The sequence below is a fragment of the Lactococcus termiticola genome, assembly GCF_003116835.1.
Classification (GTDB): domain Bacteria; phylum Bacillota; class Bacilli; order Lactobacillales; family Streptococcaceae; genus Lactococcus; species Lactococcus termiticola.
In genome coordinates this window covers 77,528-93,867 of sequence record NZ_BFFO01000004.1, presented here as the reverse complement: position 1 = coordinate 93,867, position 16,340 = coordinate 77,528, and the positions used below count along the sequence as shown (strand labels likewise).

The window sequence follows — 16,340 nt, the reverse complement described above, 5'->3', positions numbered from 1 at the left end:
GGGCCAGTATGTCAGAGACAGTCATCAGCCAAATGAGCGAGCTCTTTGGCGTCTTCTCCAATCCAAATCGCCTCAAGATTCTCCTGGCCATCAAAGAAGCTGGCGAAATGAACGTCAGCCAGCTTGAAGCAAGCGTCAGCCTCAGCCAGTCGGCCATCTCCCACCAGCTTGCCAGCATGCGGGAAAGCCGGATTCTCAAGGTTGAAATCGCCGGAAAACAGCGGATTTACCGCTTTGCTGACAAGCATATCGAGGAGCTTTTGGAAATTGTGATTCAGCATATGTCTGAGGCTTGAGGCTGACTTAGGTAGAATTTCCTCAAGACAAGGGTCGATATCAAAAAAGAGCTCAATCTGAGCTCTTTTATCATTGCTTCATTGATTCTTTTTGGCGAAGATGGCAGAGACAATCAGGACAATGATGATGGCTCCGACAATGGAGGGAATCAAAGCCATGCCTGCCAGGTGGGGCCCCCAGCTTCCGAGCAACATCTGGCCGAGCCAGGAGCCGACCAGCCCTGCGATGATATTGGCAATACAGCCCATCTTATCGCCTTTTCCTGTGATGGCTCCCGCAATCAGACCGATCAGGGCACCAATAATAATTGACCAAAGCATAAGCATCTCCTTTCTTTTTTATCTTTAATTTCATTTTAACATTTAGTATAATAAAGTTAAAACAATATAAGGAGAACTCATGTACACTTTTTACTGGTATCCAAAATGCTCGACCTGTCGCAAGGCCAAGGCTGTCCTTGACCGCCATCAGGCCAACTACACTGAAATCGACCTCAAGGCAAATCCGCCAAAGGCTGAAGACTTTTTGACCTGGTTTTCCCAGGGAAATTTTCCTGTCAAGAAGTTCTTTAACAGCTCAGGCCTGGTCTACCGTGAGCTTGGCCTCAAGGATAAGCTGGCAGGCTTGAATGAACAAGAGGCGGCCGAGCTCCTGGCTTCTGACGGCATGTTGGTCAAGCGACCTTTGCTAATAGACGAGGCAGGTCAGCTCTTGCAGATTGGCTTTAAGGAAGAGGCATATGAAAAAGAGCTTGTTTGAGCTCTTTTTTGCTTAGAATAATCCTGATATCAGGCCTTTCTCATCAATGTCCATCCGCAGGGCTGCAGGGGCCTTGGGCAGGCCTGGCATGGTCATGACGTCTCCAGTCAGGGCCACGATAAAGCCAGCCCCAAGCTTTGGAATTAGGTCACGCACTGTGACCTCAAAGCCTGACGGTGCTGCAAGTAGGCTAGGGTTGTCAGAGAAGGAATACTGGGTCTTTGCCAGGCAGACAGGGAGCTCAGACCAGCCGTTCTTCTCGATTTCCTGCAGCTGACGACGGGCCTTAGGACTGTAGTTGACCTTGGCTCCGCCGTAAATTTTTGTCACGACGGCTTCAATTTTTTCTTCCGTTGACTTGTCCAGCTCGTAGAGATAGTGGAAGTCTTGGGCTGGGCCTTCGATGGCTTCTGAAACCTTGTCGGCCAAGTCGAGACCTCCCTCACCACCTTTGGCAAAGACTTGAGTCAGGCTGACTTCAACACCGAGTTCAGTAGTCATCTCGGTCAGCTTGGCCACTTCTGTCTCTGTGTCGTCGGCAAACTGATTGACAGCAACGACAACAGGCCGACCGTAGGTCTTCATGTTCTTGATATGGCGTTCCAAATTGGCAAAACCACGCTCAAGTGCAGGGACATCCTCGGTCGTCAGCTCCTTCTTGTCCAGGCCACCGTGCATCTTCAGGGCACGAATGGTTGCCACTACGACAATGGCATCCGGTGTCTTGCCAAGCTGGCGGGTCTTGATATCCAGGAATTTTTCCCCGCCCAGGTCAGCCCCAAAGCCGGCCTCAGTAATGACGATATCAGCCAATTTAAGGGCCGTCCGGGTCGCCAGAATCGAATTACAGCCGTGGGCAATATTGGCGAAGGGGCCGCCGTGTATCAGCGTCGGTGTGCCTTCAAGTGTCTGGACCAGATTCGGCTTGATGGCCTCTTTCAGTAACATGGCAATGGCTCCCGCCACGCCCAAATCAGCTACCGTCACAGGCTCACGGTCATAAGTACTGGCTACAACAATCCTAGCAATTCTTTCTTTCAGATCAGTCAACGAGGTCGCAAGGCAAAGGACCGCCATGATTTCAGAGGCGACGGTAATATCAAAGCCGTCTTCACGGGGCACACCGTTGAGCGGTCCGCCAAGGCCGACCGTCACATGCCGGAGGGCCCGGTCATTGAGGTCAACGACCCGTTTCCAGCTGATCCGTCGGGGGTCGATATTCAGAGGATTGCCCTGCTGGAGTGAATTGTCAATGAAGGCTGCAATCGCATTGTTGGCCGCTGTGATGGCATGGATGTCTCCTGTAAAATGCAGGTTAATTTCTTCCATCGGTACAACTTGGGCATAGCCACCACCAGTCGCTCCACCCTTGATGCCCATGACAGGGCCGAGGGAGGGCTCACGCAGGGCGACCATGACATTTTTGCCTTGGCGGTTAAAGGCATCGGCAAGACCTACAGTCACCGTAGACTTGCCTTCGCCAGCTGGTGTCGGGTTAATCGAGGTCACGAGGACCAGCTTGCCTTCAGGATTGTCCTTGACTTTCTCCATGCTTGAGAAGGGGATTTTCGCCTTGTACTTCCCGTAAAATTCGATATCATCGGCTGTCAAACCCGCCTTTTGGGCAATCTCAACGATTGGCTTCATGGTCGTTTCCTGTGCGATTTCAATGTCTGTCTTCATCTCGGCCTCCTTAAGCTTTCTAACCATATTCTAACAAAAAAAAGTATTCCAAAGAATACTTTTTTTTATATTGCCTAGATTGAGCAAATTATTGTTCGGTTTTTTTGTGCTGTATAAGGCATTTATCAAGTAATAACAGGGTGATACAGATTGCTTAAAACATTTTTTATTTCTATCTTCATTAAATCCAATTAATTTTTGTTCTATTCCATATCGTAACTAATATTCCATGAGGAATTTAGGTTATACCACGGAGTAAATGAATTTAATCTTAATTGACCATTTCTCCACAAATCAGAAGAAGTTAGATTATTTTTATAATCATTCCAATTGTCACCTTCATAGAATTTCACACTCTTGGGATAGGCTCGCTGCATTCTTTTAGTAAATGTTACTTTCTTTGTTGCCTTATTAATAGTTATTAAAACTTGATTCTCAACTTTACCATTATAATATCCAAAACTTCCATTACCTCCTGACACTAGAGCTCCTCTAGCTTCATAGCCTCCATTAAAATCTGGTCCGATATAATATGGTCCTCCTGGGTATATGTCTTTATTTTCAAGCGTATAATTCAATAAAACTTGATTGGTGTTTAAAACTTTATAGGAAGTATTAGTGATTTTCTGTCTAAACTTTGTTGTAGCACTATAGTCTTGACTGATTGAACCATCTCCATTAAACTTTACACTTCCAACAGTTTTCCCTTCATATTTCTGTACTAGCAATCCCGATTTTAGAAAAGTCAAAGGAGAAATTGACTCGCTCGTATTCTTACCACTATTTTCTGAAGCCACCCCACTCGCTTTAGCATACCAAGCAGCACCCTCGTATTTCCAGCCTTTCGAAACAAGTACTGATTTTTCATATGCATTAGCCGTATATAAGTGAGCACCATTTCCAGCTCCGGGGTTATAGAGGCGATAAACAGTTTTTGAGCCTCCAGAATGAAAAGCAATGCCTTCGGACTTCCAGCCTAGTTTTACCAAACTATTTTTCTCAAAATTAGAGCTAGTGAAAACATGCTCACCAGATTTTGGATTATAAATTCTATAAACATTTGTCCCTTTATCAGGTTCATCAAAGGTTACTGAATCTTTCTGCCAAGCCTTAGACTGTGTTGGCAGGGTAATCCACTCGTAGTGAGAGCTGTAAAGGTGTTCGCCTGTCGCAGTGTTGTAGTTTCGATAAACAGTGGTATCTGCTTTCGCAGAAAGTCCTGCACTTGCGAGTAAGGCACTTGTTAAAACAATTCCTGCCATCGTGGTGATTTTCCAAATTTTTTCCATTTGTTCCTTCTTTTCTTTTTAGGTTTCGTAACGTTTGTTACGTTTACGAATAAATTATAACCCCCCGTTTAATTTGTCAAATAATTTAACAATGAGGCTCTGACACCTCTCAAAGGAAAATGATAATGTCCTAATTATACGAAAATGGATTTGTCCTAAAGAGTAACCGCGAGAGCATGAGAAAGATTAACTTGAGAAACAATGAATAGTTTTTGAAAAAAATCGGGATGACCCGATTGGCTTTGAAATTTTTATTATTGGGCTAATTCTCACTTGTCTTAAGGATCAACTCCTTTGCTAGACTTTTGACAATATGCTGCTCCAGAAAACTAGTTATAGCATTTTTCTGTGAGAGAAGAAAAAATCGGGTTATCCCGATTTTTTTATTTTGCAATCAGAGTCTCAAGCCCCACCTTCATCATGTCAGTGAAGGTGTTTTGACGTTCTTCAGAAGTTGTCACTTCGCCGGTCAGGATGTGGTCTGAGATGGTCATAATACCAAGGGTTTGCACATTATATTTGGCACCCAGGTAGAAGAGGGCAGCTGCCTCCATCTCGATAGCTTTGACACCGAGCTTGCCAAGGGCCACGCCGTCTGGGCCTCCGTAGAAGAGGTCAGATGACAGAACAGTGCCGACGTGAGCGGTCAAGTCCATGTCTTTGGCAATGTGGTAGGCCTTGTCCAGGAGGTCAAAGTCAGAGATTTGCGGGAAGTCAAATTGTGGGAAGTCATTGCGGATGACTGCTGATGTGGTCGCTGCAGCTTGAGCGATGACCAGGTCACGAACGTGGACGTCTTCATTGATAGAGCCAGCAGTTCCGACACGGATGAGCTTCTTCACGCCGTATTCCGTGATGAGCTCATTGGCGTAGATAGAGATAGAAGGCATCCCCATCCCTGTACCCATGACTGAGACCCGTTCACCCTTGTATGTCCCGGTAAAGCCGAGCATGCCACGGACATTATTAAACTGAACAGCATCTTCCAAGAAGTTTTCTGCGATGAATTTTGCCCGGAGTGGGTCGCCCGGCAAGAGGATTTTATCTGCGATTTCGCCTTTTTGGGCTTCGATATGAGGTGTTGGCATAATTGCTCCTTTATAATTTTTCTGTATTTTTATTTTAAGTCTGCTAAGATTGACTTCCCAATTTCGCCTGGCTTCACGTCAAAGTTGTCCGCAATCGTCGCTGAAATGTCTGCGAAGTTACCGATTGGTAAAGCTTGAGGTGTTGTAAAGCTCTTAGAATAGCTGACAAATGGGATATACTCACGGGTGTGGTCGGTCCCGACAAAGGTCGGGTCATTGCCGTGGTCAGCTGTGATAATGAGGAGGTCATCGTCATTCATAGCTTCCATGATTTCAGGCAAGCGTCCGTCGAGGTCTTGGATAGCATCCCGGTAGCCTTCTGGGTTACGACGGTGGCCAAATTTCGCATCCATATCGACCAGATTGACAAATAGGAGACCTTCTTTGAAGTCAGGCAGGGCCATGGCCTTGAGCATCCGGTCTACGCCGTCCATGTCGTTCAGATTGTGGCCCATGTCCTTGTTAATCCCTTGGCCATCGTAGATGTCGTGGATTTTACCGACTGAAATAACCGGGTAGCCCGCATCGTCCAAGTGGTTGAGGACGGTCTCGCCAAATGGTGCCAGGGCGAAGTCACGGCGGTTGGCTGTCCGCTCAAAGTTGCCAGGCTTCCCAACATAAGGACGGGCGATAATCCGGCCCAGCATCCATTCTGAACCTACAAGTGTGATTGAACGAACATATTCACAAATCTTCATGAGCTCGTCGACTGGAATCACATCTTCGTGGGCTGCGATCTGGAGGACTGGATCAGCTGAAGTATAGATAATCAGCTCGCCGGTCTCCATCTGGCGGGGACCAAAGTCATCGATAACGGCAGTCCCTGAGTAAGGCTTGTTGGCCTCGCGGATGACCTTACGACCAGAGAAGGCTTCAATCTTTTCAAGCAGGTCTTCTGGAAAGCCGTCAGGATAGACAGGGAAAGGGTTCTTGATGTCCAAGCCCATGATTTCCCAGTGACCAGTCATCGTGTCCTTGCCTTGTGAGACCTCTTCCAACTTGGTGCTGTAACCAAGCGGGCTGTCGGTCGGAGCAACCGTCTTCAAGGCAGTGATATTACCCAGTCCCAGTTTTTGGAAGTTAGGCACATCAAGGCCTACTTTTTCAGAAATGTGGCCGATGGTATTTGCCCCAGTGTCTGGTGTCTTTTGATTGAAAAATTGGTCAGCATCAGGTGCTTCGCCAATCCCTGCAGAGTCCATGACAATGAGGTGCACACGCTTGAATTTTTTAGGCATAATCTCTCTCTTTTCTATAAAAGGTTCTGACTTAATTATAACAAAAAAAACGGGAGAATTCCCGTTCATTTTTGATGATTTATGAGCCTCTATTGACCAAAATAAACCTGATGAGCCTGAACCCCGCCATCACGAGCCTCAAGGAGTTTCGTCACGGTCACAAAAGTATAACCCTGGGCCTTGAGCTGGTCAATAATCTGGGGCACTGCTGCCACAGACCAGGGATGAATGTCATGCATGAGGATGATGGCCCCTGGATGGGCGGCAGACATGGCATTTTGGACCACTGGAGCCGGGCTGTTATAACGCCAGTCGTTGGTATCGATGGACCAGTTGACGGCGGCCAAGTCAGTCAGGGCGAGGGTCGACTGATTATAGCTACCATAAGGTGGTCGGAAGATGTTGGTATTCTGACCACTGAGGCTGTTAATCGTATCGTGAGCTGAAAGAATCTCCTGCTTTGCCGCTCCAGGACTGAGTGTGGTCAGGTCCTTGTGGTCCCAGGTGTGGCTAGCGACTTCGTTGCCAGCAGCAGCCTCTTGCTTGATGATGTCTGGATTTGCCTGGGCTTGTTGGCCGAGGGCAAAGAAGGTGGCGACTACGCCTTTTGATTTCAGCGTTTGAAGGAGGCCAGGTGTGGTCTGAGGATTGGGGCCGTCGTCAAAGGTCAGTGCGATGAGTTTTTGACCCTTGGTTTCTTCTGCAACCTTAGCAGCCTCAGCAGCAGCTTTTTTCGCAGCTTCTGCTGCTTCCTTTTGCTTGGCGACGACTTCCTTGTCCTTGTCCAAGCGCTTTTGCAGGCCTTCCTTGTCTTTGGACAGATAGTCACTTGACAGCTGGTCGACCAATTTTTGAGCCAGACTGGTGTCTTCTTCTGTCGGCTTGGCATCAGCCTTATCTACGGCAGAACTGGCATTATTAAGTTTGATCAGGTCACTCTTTAGGTCTTTGATGTGCTCTGTGGCTACGGTCTTATCGCCGTCCTTGAGCTCATCAGCAAGCTTTTGAGCAAGCTGGATGTCTTCGGGCTTGCGACTTTTTTTAGCCTTTTCTTCAGCGTCAGCTTCCTTGGATTTTAGGGCGGCGTAGACCTGTTGGTCATGGTTGAGCTTGATGGCAAGTCCTGTGCCACCGATGCCTATGACAAGCAGCGCGATGACTGCGATTGTGATGTTTCTGTAGTTGTACTTTTTCTTCCCTATCCTTTTCATTTTCTACTCCCAAATATGATAAAAATATTTTAGCATAGATTTTCCCAAAATCTAACCATGCTGAATCATAAAATTATTAAATTTTCTCTTTCTCTAATACATCAACAGAGAGATCAGCCTGGATGGCCTTTTTCGTGGTCTCCCCGATGGCGATGATGTCTATAGGAAAGGGATGCTTTTGATAAATCTTGTAAAAACGTTGCCAGCTTGAAGGGCTCGTGAAATAGACGCTATCCAGGGCCATAAAATTGATTAAATTCTCTAGCAACTCTAAGTTTGCAACATCCTCCTGATGTTCATAGCAGACGACTTCCTTGGCTCCCAGGGTTCTAGCCAGGCTGTCGTCAGCCAGGTTGCTCTTGGGATAGAAAATCTTCTGACCAGGGGCTGGCCATTCACTGATGAAGCTGGCCTTTGTGGCAATGCTTGGCATAAAATCCACAGCAAAGCCTAAGCTTTCAATCTTTTCAGCTGTTTTCTGCCCGACGGCCGAAATCTTGAGCTCTCCGGGCTCCAGATGAGCAAGGATAGACTCCACCGGTCGCTGACTGGTAAAGACCAGCCAGTCTGAAGTCTTGAGCTCTGCCAGGGCTTCCGGGCTCAAGGCTAAAAGCTCATAACGCACGAGCGGAAGCTCCATGACCTCATAATCCCTGGCCTCAAAAAAGGCCTTGTCTTCACGATTATCAGGCCGCATCAATAAAATTCTTTTCATTTTAATCTCTCAAATGCCTCATTGGCAAGCGCGAGTGGGTCAGGCCCTGTCAGGCGGACCGTCCTGCCCTCGTCTTCAAGGTCACTGGCCAGAAAGGCAGAGAAGGCCCAGCCTTCAGCTGTCTTTAGAGCCAGACCACCGATCGGAATCTCGCAATTTCCATTCATTAAGGCCAAAAAATGGCGTTCTGTCTTGGCTGCCAGCTCGGTCTCAGCGTGGTTGAGATGGCTTAGAAGCTCAAGGAGCTCCTGATCATCCCGCCGGCATTCGATGCCGAGGATGCCTTGGGCGACAGCTGGGATGCATTCTTCTGGGCTAAATTCCCGGATGGTCAAGCCTTCCAGATAGCCCATCCGCTCAAGGCCGGCACAGGCGAGGACGACGGCGTCCAGGTTCTGCGTCTTGATTTTTTCAATCCGGGTTTCAATCTTACCACGGACAGGCTCGATTTCCAGATTTGGAAAAAGCTGTTTCAGTTGTTTGCCCCGGCGAATCGAGCTGGTGCCGAGTCGTAATTTACCTTCATAGTCAGGTTCTTGATTGTAGACGATACAGTCATAAGGATTGGCCCGCTTGGGATAGGCGGCTAGGGTCAGCTCGTCAGGCAAAATAGCCGGCATGTCCTTCAAGGAATGAACCGCAAGGTCAATCTTGCCTTCTAAGAGCTGTTTTTCCACCTCTTTGACAAAGATGCCCTTACCACCGATTTCAGCCAGATGAGAGACTTGATCCCGGTCGCCCTGGGTGCTGATGCCGACGATTTCGACTTCCAGCTCAGGCTGGAGCTCAATCATCTGCTTGATGACCAGCTCTGTTTGCTTCATAGCAAGAGGACTCTTGCGAGTCCCAACTTTTATTTTTTTCATGAAATTGTCTTAAACGCTTTCTCTGCGGCCACTAGGGTCGCCTTGATATCTTCTTCAGTGTGGGCTGTTGACAGGAAGGCAGACTCAAACTGGGATGGGGCCAGATAAATGCCTTCTTCCAGCATGACCTTGAAGAACTTAGTAAATCGCTCAGTATCAGATGTTTTCGCTGTCTCAAAATTGACGACCTTTTCATCTGTAAAGAAGAAGCCGAACATGGCCCCGACCTGAGAGGTCTGAAGGGGAATCCCGTAGCGGTCAGCAAGGCTCTGCAAGCCTTCCAAGAGCTCTGAGACCAGCTTTTCCATCTGCTCATAGCTTTCTTTGGTCAGCTGACTCAATGTCTCAAAACCAGCCGTCATGGCCAGTGGATTGCCAGACAAGGTCCCTGCCTGATAGACAGGACCGGCCGGAGCCACCTGCTCCATCAAGGCAAGAGGGCCACCGTAGGCCCCGACAGGGAGGCCACCGCCAATGATTTTACCAAAGCAGGTCAAGTCAGGCTCAACGCCATAGACAGCCTGGGCTCCAGAAAATCCAGCCCTAAAACCAGTCATGACCTCGTCAAAAATCAAGAGGCTACCAGCTGCCTTCGTAATATCACGCAGGCCCTCAAGGAATCCTGGACTAGGCGCTACACAGCCCATATTTCCTGAAACAGGCTCAACGATGATCGCCGCCAGCTCTTCGCCGTAGCGGTCAAAGGCCAGCTGGACAGCGTCCAGGTCGTTGTAGGGCACAGTAACAGTCTCAGCAGCCACGTCCTTAGGCACGCCTGGGCTGTCTGGCAAAGCGAGCGTTGCGACACCAGAGCCGGCATTGACTAAAAGGCTGTCAGCATGGCCATGGTAGGCCCCTTCAAACTTGAGGATTTTATCACGGCCTGTCACACCACGAGCCAGGCGGAGGGCCGACATGGTCGCCTCTGTTCCGGAGTTGACAAAACGGACCATCTCGACAGAAGGCACCCGGTCGATGACCAGCTGCGCCATCTTGGTCTCGATTTCTGAGGGAGCCCCAAAAGAAGTCCCTTTGACGGCCGTTTCTTGCAGGCTCTTGACGACCTGGTCGTTGGCGTGCCCTAGAATCAGCGGACCCCAAGAAAGGACATAGTCGATGTATTCTTTGCCGTCAATATCATAGAGCTTTGAGCCCTTGCCATGGTCAATAAAGACGGGTGCCATGTCGACAGACTTAAAGGCACGGACAGGTGAATCTACGCCTCCTGGCAGGACTTTTTTAGCTGCTTCAAATGCGGCGATTGATTTTTCAAACATCAGGCCTCCTCCTTGAGCCAGTTGGCGACATCCTTGGCAAAGTAAGTGATAATCATGTCTGCTCCAGCCCGCTTCATAGAAACAAGCTGTTCCATGACGATACGTTTTTCGTCAATCCAACCATTTTGAGCGGCTGCCTTGACCATGCTGTATTCGCCAGAGACATTATAGGTGACAATCGGCAGGTCGCAGTTGTCTCGGACCTGACGGGTGATGTCGAGATAAGACAGGGCAGGCTTAACAATCAGCATGTCCGCCCCTTCTTTGATGTCAGAGTTCATTTCACGCAAGGCTTCACGGCTGTTGGCCGGGTCCATCTGGTAGCCCTTGCGGTCTCCAGATTGTGGGGCTGAATCTGCCGCATCGCGGAAAGGTCCGTAGAAGGCCGAAGCATATTTGACGGCATAAGACATGATGGGAATGTCCCAGTAGCCTGCCCCATCAAGGCCTTCACGGATGGCGAGAACAAAGCCGTCCATCATGTTTGATGGGGCGATGATGTCAGCTCCGGCCTTGGCCTGGGAAACGGCGGTCTTGACCAGGAGCTCCAGGCTCTCGTCATTGAGGACACAGCCATGGCCATCAAGTGGTCCACAGTGTCCGTGGTCGGTGTATTCGCAGAGGCAGGTGTCGGCAATGACTAAAATGTCTGGAAATTTCGCCTTAATCATCCGAATGGCAGACTGGAGGACAGCCTCGTCATTGTAAGCTTCTGAGCCGACTGCGTCCTTGTTGTCTGGAATCCCAAAAAGCAGGACAGCTGGAATCTTGAGGCTTGCGACTTCCCGCATTTCTTCTTCTAGGCGGTCCAGTGAAAACTGATATTGGCCTGGCATAGAGGAGATTTCATTCTTGATATTGTGGCCTTCAGTCACAAAGAGCGGGTAAATCAGGTCTTCCCGGCGGACGTAGTTTTCACGGACGATGTCCCGCATGACGGCAGAGCTTCTCAGTCTGCGGTGGCGGTCAAATGATAAATTCATACTTTCTCCTTTTATTTAATCGCAAAAATTTGCTCAATCAAGGCGAGCTTTTCTGCTGAATCCTCCTGCTGGCTCAGGTCTTTCACAGCCAGAATAGGGTCCCGCAAGAGCTGGTTGACAATGCTCCGGGTCAGCTTATGAATGACCTTGGTCTGGTGGTCATCCAGCTCAGGGAGGCGTTTGGTCAGGTTGTCAAAGACATCGGCCTGGACCTTCATGCCCTTGGCCTGGAGGCTCTTGATGACGGGGACCGCTTCGAGACTACTAAACCAGGTCTCAAAGTCAACGACCTTTTCATCAATCATGCCTTCAACGACCTGGACAGCCTCCTGTCTGGCGACCAGATTGTCATCAATCAGTTGTCGCATGGCATCCACGTCAAAGACCTGGACCTCGTCAAAGGCCTGGACCTCTGGTTCCACATCGCGTGGCACCGCCAAATCAAAGATATAAAGAGGAGCTTTGGCCCGCTTTTCACGGACAATCCGGATGAGGCTTTCAGTAATCAAAGGTTTCTTGGCTGAAGTCGCCGAAAAGACAATGTCAGCCTTGACGAGCTGGGCTTCTAGGTCATCCAGACTGCTTGCACTAGCTTGCTGTTTTGAAGCCAGCTTTTCAGCCTTTTCAAGCGTCCGGTTGGCGATATGAAGACGCTCAATTTTCTGAGCCTGCAGATAGGTCGCTGAAAGCTCAGCCATCTGGCCAGCCCCGATGACCAATGCCTTGGCCCCGTGAAAGTCAAAGCCTTCCTGTTTGGCCAGCTGGACAGCAGCGGAGCCGACAGAGACGGAGTTTCGGCTGAGGGCAGTTTCAGTATGGGCCCGTTTTGAGAGGGTGATTGCCTCTTTGAAGAGCTGGTTCAGAATACTGCTGGTCGCCTGATTTTCCTGGGCAAAGGCAAGACTGGCCTTGACCTGGGCTAAAATCTGCTCCTCGCCCATAATCAGAGACTCGAGGCCACAGGCCACCCGGTAGAGGTAGCGGGCAACTTCATCAAAACCCTGATGGCTGATGAGGACCTGCTCGACCTCCTGCTGGTCAATGTGAAACCAGTTGGCGAGGAAGCGTTTGATGTAGTCTTCTCCCCGCCTGATTTGGTCGACCACAGCGTAGATTTCCGTCCGATTGCAGGTCGAGAGGATGACATTCTCAAGGATGGACTGTTCCTTTTTGAGCTCGGCCATAGCAGCGGCCAGTTCTCCCTCAGCGAAGGCGTACATTTCACGCACTTCGACCGGGACCTGCTTGTAATTGATAGAGATTGCAATTAATTCCATGATTTTTTACCTAAAGTATATTTTATCACAATTTAAGCTGGCTGATGGGGATTATGATATTGTCAGACAAAGAAAAAAGGCCAGGCCTTTTTCTTATTTTTTATTTCATTAACGTAAAAACTTCGCAAGGGCCAGGAGCTTTTTGAGGAGGACGAGGATGCCCGCTGAAACGGCTACCCCTGCTACTGCTGACATAACGCCAATGGCTCGGAAGCTTCCTTTAGCAGGACTGCTGGCTTTCTTAAAGCTTTCGGCTGAGGCCTGCTTCCCTGTGATTTTTTCCTTCTTGGAATCGACCTTAGCCTGACTTTCCTGCTGGCTTGAAGGCTTAGCTCCGGCGACTTTATTGTCCGGCTTGATTTCTGCTGGAGCCATTTCTTCTGGACTCACTTCTTGCACAGCTGAGACGATTGGACTTTGACTTTCCGTCTTTTCATTTTGAACTGTCCTGAGATGATTGACTTGTACATCTCGAGAAGGGATTAGCTGCTCCTTATGGATAGGACTAGTTGGCTTCTTTGACTGCTCAGATGCTTGATTGCCTTGACTTTCCTGATTGGACTGGCTATTATTATTGTCTTGAACGGGCACAGTTGGACTTTTCGTCTTCAGTTTTCTATAGAAAACCTGATAAGTTTTGACATTTTCATTAATATTAATGCGACCAGGTGCTGAAACAAAGGCATAGCCCATGACATTTTCCACATCAAAAATCGTCCTGCCGTCAGCTCCAGCTTGGCCTGGTGCATTGATGGCAATAGCTGTCCCAATAGGGGCGACCAGACTTGTTGAAGGGGCAATCGACTGCCCTGTCTCCTGATCAATGTATTCGATACGAACACGTGTGCTCGGCTTCTGTACTGAGAAGTGGTTCCCCTCACTGATAAAGCTCATCATTGAGTAATTAGAACCTGTAGAGGCAACTGTGGCAAGCTTCATCTGTGTTTTAACAGTGATTCTTGAAGAGAGTTGATAGCTTGGGGCAGTCGGGCTTGACACTGTATAAGTCAGGCTTCCTGACAAGGTCTGATTGTCAACAGACAGGCTTCTGAGCTCAGGAATCCAGGTTACCGTCATCAGATTGGTCAAATGGGCCGTGGATTGACTAGGACTTGTCTGCTCCTGCAGTCCGGCATCAGGGGCATCAGCATTGGCATAGCCAGTCGTCTTGATTGTCCCTCTGCTATCAGTCGTACGAATAGAGAGATTGCTGGCTCCGCCTTTTGGCGTGCTAGGTTTGACAGCTTCTCCATCTGTCCCTGGATTGCTATGGAAATCACGGCCGATAAAGCTACTATCAGCAAGGCCTGCAAGCCCAAGACTTCCACCCGTAGCCGTCTGATTAACATCCCTGAGCGTTTCATCACTAATCCCAGCCGGCATTAAAATAAAACCAAGTGCATCGCCAGAATCCATACTATTGGCCTTGTCACCAGGATTATCCGAGGTCAAGCTGGTCGTAAAGGTCCCAGAAAAGCTGGCGGGACGGGTCATGTCCATGACATCGGCAAAGAGCTCAGTCCCGACCCTGTTGGGCTGATTGTCGACCAGGACGGAAGAAAATCGGTTGGTAGGGGCAAGGCTTGCAGCACCATATTGGTGCCAGCTCGAAAAAGCCGAATAATCGCTTGATGGATATGCGGCTTCTCCTGCACTTACTGATTCTCCAGGCTTAATGCTGTTGGCCTGGCTTGCCACTGCAGCCAGGGCAGGGACAGTCGGCATGACCACGGTCCCCATGATTACTGAAGTTAAGAGTAAGCCGGAAATCCTATTAAATTGAAGTTTTTTCTTTTTCAAAACAAGACTCCAGATTTCAGTTCGACTTATTTATTACAAAACTATTATAACTCGTTTTCAATCAATAGTAAAGATTAAAGAGGGCTTATTTTGCATTTTTTTCATCTTCTTCCCGGATAATGTAGACAGGCCGTCTCTTGGTCTCCAGGAAAATGTTACTGATATATTTCCCAATGATGCCGAGCATCAAGAGGACAAAGCCAAAGCAAAAGAGCATGATGACAATCATCGAGGTCCAGCCATTGACCGAATGGTGCCAAAAGAGCTGGCGGACGACCAGGAAGATAATGGCCAGAATCGTGATACTGACAAGACTCAGGCCACTAAAGGTTGCAATTTCAAGCGGGGCTTCAGAAAAATTCACAAAGCCGTCAATGGCGTATTTGATCTTGCTGGTCAGATTCCACTTGCTCTTGCCGGACTTGCGGACCTGATTATCATATGGTAAATATGCCTTCTTAAAGCCAACCCAGCTGAATAAGCCCTTAGAAAAGCGATTGTACTCAGCCAGGCTCAAAATCGCATCAACAACCGGACGTTTCATGAGGCGGTAGTCTCTGACACCAGAGATAATCTCGGTCTTCGACAGCTTCTTCATGAGGGCATAAAAAAGCCGAGAGGCCAGGCTGACGAACCAGGCTTCCCCCTTGCGATCACTGCGGACGGCGATGACTGTATCCAGGTCGCTGGTCTCAAGCATGGGCAACATTTCTATCAGGAGCTCAGGCGGGTCTTGAAGGTCGGCGTCTATAAGAGCGACCAGCTCTGAGCGACTGGCCCGGAGACCTGCTAGTAGAGCTGCTTCCTTGCCAAAATTTCTTGAAAAAGAAAGGTAGTGAGCGCTCGTCTCAAAGCCAGACTTAGCCTGGGGCTGGTAGGATTTCACCAGCTCTAAGGTCTCATCTGTCGAGCCGTCATCAATAAAATAAAGCTCAAGATGGAGGTCCAGAGCTGTTCTCAAGGCATCCAGCCGGGCAAAGAGCTCGGGCAGGCCCTCTGCTTCATTGTAGCAGGGGATGATCAGGTCCAGATGCTGTTTTTCACTTGTCGTCATCCTAGGCTCCTCCTAGATTTCCTGTCAATAAGTCTTCAGAACGCTCGAGGAGGCTGTCCTCCCAGAGCTTGGCCTTGGCCTTTGGATTTTCCAGCTCAATCTTCAAAAGCTGGAGCCCCTCGTCGACATTGTTGACCTCACCATTTTCCAGACTCTGCATGAGATAGGCGACAGACTTACTATTGAGATAAGCAGAATCGACCGTCGCATCATAGCGTCTCGCCTGCTCCAGGGCTGATGAGAGTTGAGCCAGCAGTCCTGACCTCTCCTTTGAGCGCTTCTTCTGCAGTCTCTTGAGAGTATGCTTGTAGCCAAACAAGAGGACATTTGCCATGGCAGATTTCATCAATAAAAAGTGGATCAAAAGACCAATCCAGGCCAGGGCAATCCCAAGGGCAAACAAGATGGCAAAAATCTCAATCTGATCATCACCCAAAATCTCGTCAAAGACAAAGAGCTTGACCCCAAAAATCAGAAAGAGGGCAATAAAAAGACCCGTCGTCACATCCGCCCTACGCTTCAACTTCAGCTCCGCCTGCTGTTCCAACTGCTTGTCAAAATCGAGAAGGGCCTTGTATCGACCTTCCAGCTGCCCCAGTGCCCTATTCAGTGCCTGGATTTCCTCTAAATCCTTCATCGCTCCTCCTTTCTCTGTCTATTATAAACTCCTTATATTTTAACATATTTGAAGGTGACTGTCAGACGACTCGCCCATGGAATAGACAGTGGTCGGAGGTCTGTCGAAATGCTCGGAGTTATAGAAATAACTAAAACCCGTATAGCTAGCAGGAGTGGAATGGAAG

Annotated in this window: 16 protein-coding genes; 2 read left to right on the top strand and 14 right to left on the bottom strand. The window is 48.8% G+C overall.

Features of this window, described 5'->3' with window-relative positions:
- The first annotated feature begins 8 nt into the window (after nucleotides 1–8).
- A complete protein-coding gene (locus tag NtB2_RS04065; RefSeq protein ID WP_109245673.1) occupies nucleotides 9–296 on the top strand; it encodes an ArsR/SmtB family transcription factor in 288 nt (95 codons plus the stop codon).
- A gap of 78 nt (nucleotides 297–374) precedes the next feature.
- On the opposite strand, the gene NtB2_RS04060 is transcribed toward NtB2_RS04065, so the two are convergent.
- Nucleotides 375–617: a GlsB/YeaQ/YmgE family stress response membrane protein gene (locus NtB2_RS04060; RefSeq protein WP_109245672.1), complete on the bottom strand. Its 243-nt coding sequence runs from the start codon at nucleotides 615–617 to the stop codon at nucleotides 375–377.
- 79 nt (nucleotides 618–696) lie between these two features.
- Here NtB2_RS04060 and NtB2_RS04055 point away from each other — a divergent pair, with 79 nt between their 5' ends.
- Nucleotides 697–1,056 carry an arsenate reductase family protein gene (locus tag NtB2_RS04055; protein WP_109245671.1) on the top strand — a complete coding sequence of 120 codons (360 nt, stop codon included), beginning with the start codon at nucleotides 697–699 and terminating at the stop codon, nucleotides 1,054–1,056.
- 12 nt (nucleotides 1,057–1,068) lie between these two features.
- Here NtB2_RS04055 and NtB2_RS04050 read toward each other — a convergent pair whose 3' ends face one another.
- The 13 genes from NtB2_RS04050 to NtB2_RS03990 all read right to left on the bottom strand — a co-directional run bounded on the left by NtB2_RS04050 (nucleotide 1,069) and on the right by NtB2_RS03990 (nucleotide 16,174).
- Nucleotides 1,069–2,739 (bottom strand): formate--tetrahydrofolate ligase, encoded by a 1,671-nt coding sequence (locus NtB2_RS04050; RefSeq protein WP_109245670.1) that lies wholly within the window; start codon nucleotides 2,737–2,739, stop codon nucleotides 1,069–1,071.
- Between the two features lie 203 nt (nucleotides 2,740–2,942).
- Entirely contained in the window at nucleotides 2,943–4,028 is a 1,086-nt protein-coding gene (locus NtB2_RS04045; RefSeq protein ID WP_109245669.1) for a hypothetical protein, read from the bottom strand.
- Between the two features lie 383 nt (nucleotides 4,029–4,411).
- Nucleotides 4,412–5,116 (bottom strand): purine-nucleoside phosphorylase, encoded by a 705-nt coding sequence (deoD, locus tag NtB2_RS04040; RefSeq protein ID WP_109245668.1) that lies wholly within the window; start codon nucleotides 5,114–5,116, stop codon nucleotides 4,412–4,414.
- A gap of 29 nt (nucleotides 5,117–5,145) precedes the next feature.
- Nucleotides 5,146–6,354 carry a phosphopentomutase gene (locus NtB2_RS04035; RefSeq protein ID WP_109245667.1) on the bottom strand — a complete coding sequence of 403 codons (1,209 nt, stop codon included), beginning with the start codon at nucleotides 6,352–6,354 and terminating at the stop codon, nucleotides 5,146–5,148.
- An 89-nt stretch (nucleotides 6,355–6,443) separates the two neighbouring features.
- Nucleotides 6,444–7,565, bottom strand: coding sequence for a polysaccharide deacetylase family protein (locus NtB2_RS04030; RefSeq protein WP_109245666.1), 1,122 nt, complete (start codon nucleotides 7,563–7,565; stop codon nucleotides 6,444–6,446).
- A gap of 76 nt (nucleotides 7,566–7,641) precedes the next feature.
- The gene (locus tag NtB2_RS04025) at nucleotides 7,642–8,280 is read right to left on the bottom strand and encodes a uroporphyrinogen-III synthase (protein ID WP_109245665.1); all 639 of its coding nucleotides are present in this window, start codon (nucleotides 8,278–8,280) and stop codon (nucleotides 7,642–7,644) included.
- A complete protein-coding gene (gene hemC / locus NtB2_RS04020) occupies nucleotides 8,277–9,146 on the bottom strand; it encodes a hydroxymethylbilane synthase (RefSeq protein WP_109245664.1) in 870 nt (289 codons plus the stop codon). Before hemC ends, NtB2_RS04025 begins: the two co-directional genes overlap by 4 nt.
- A complete protein-coding gene (hemL, locus tag NtB2_RS04015) occupies nucleotides 9,143–10,423 on the bottom strand; it encodes a glutamate-1-semialdehyde 2,1-aminomutase (protein ID WP_109245663.1) in 1,281 nt (426 codons plus the stop codon). The genes hemC and hemL overlap by 4 nt, the downstream gene beginning before the upstream one ends.
- Nucleotides 10,423–11,406 carry a porphobilinogen synthase gene (gene hemB, locus NtB2_RS04010; RefSeq protein ID WP_109245662.1) on the bottom strand — a complete coding sequence of 328 codons (984 nt, stop codon included), beginning with the start codon at nucleotides 11,404–11,406 and terminating at the stop codon, nucleotides 10,423–10,425. Before hemB ends, hemL begins: the two co-directional genes overlap by 1 nt.
- Nucleotides 11,407–11,417: 11 nt before the next feature.
- Nucleotides 11,418–12,683, bottom strand: a complete 1,266-nt coding sequence (gene hemA, locus NtB2_RS04005; RefSeq protein ID WP_109245661.1) for a glutamyl-tRNA reductase — start codon at nucleotides 12,681–12,683, stop codon at nucleotides 11,418–11,420.
- Nucleotides 12,684–12,791: 108 nt separating this feature from the next.
- Complete coding sequence (locus NtB2_RS04000) at nucleotides 12,792–14,483, bottom strand: hypothetical protein (RefSeq protein WP_125194946.1); 1,692 nt, start codon at nucleotides 14,481–14,483, stop codon at nucleotides 12,792–12,794.
- Nucleotides 14,484–14,568: 85 nt separating this feature from the next.
- Complete coding sequence (locus NtB2_RS03995; protein WP_109245659.1) at nucleotides 14,569–15,537, bottom strand: glycosyltransferase family 2 protein; 969 nt, start codon at nucleotides 15,535–15,537, stop codon at nucleotides 14,569–14,571.
- 1 nt (nucleotide 15,538) lies between these two features.
- Complete coding sequence (locus tag NtB2_RS03990) at nucleotides 15,539–16,174, bottom strand: hypothetical protein (RefSeq protein ID WP_109245658.1); 636 nt, start codon at nucleotides 16,172–16,174, stop codon at nucleotides 15,539–15,541.
- Nucleotides 16,175–16,340 lie beyond the last annotated feature (166 nt).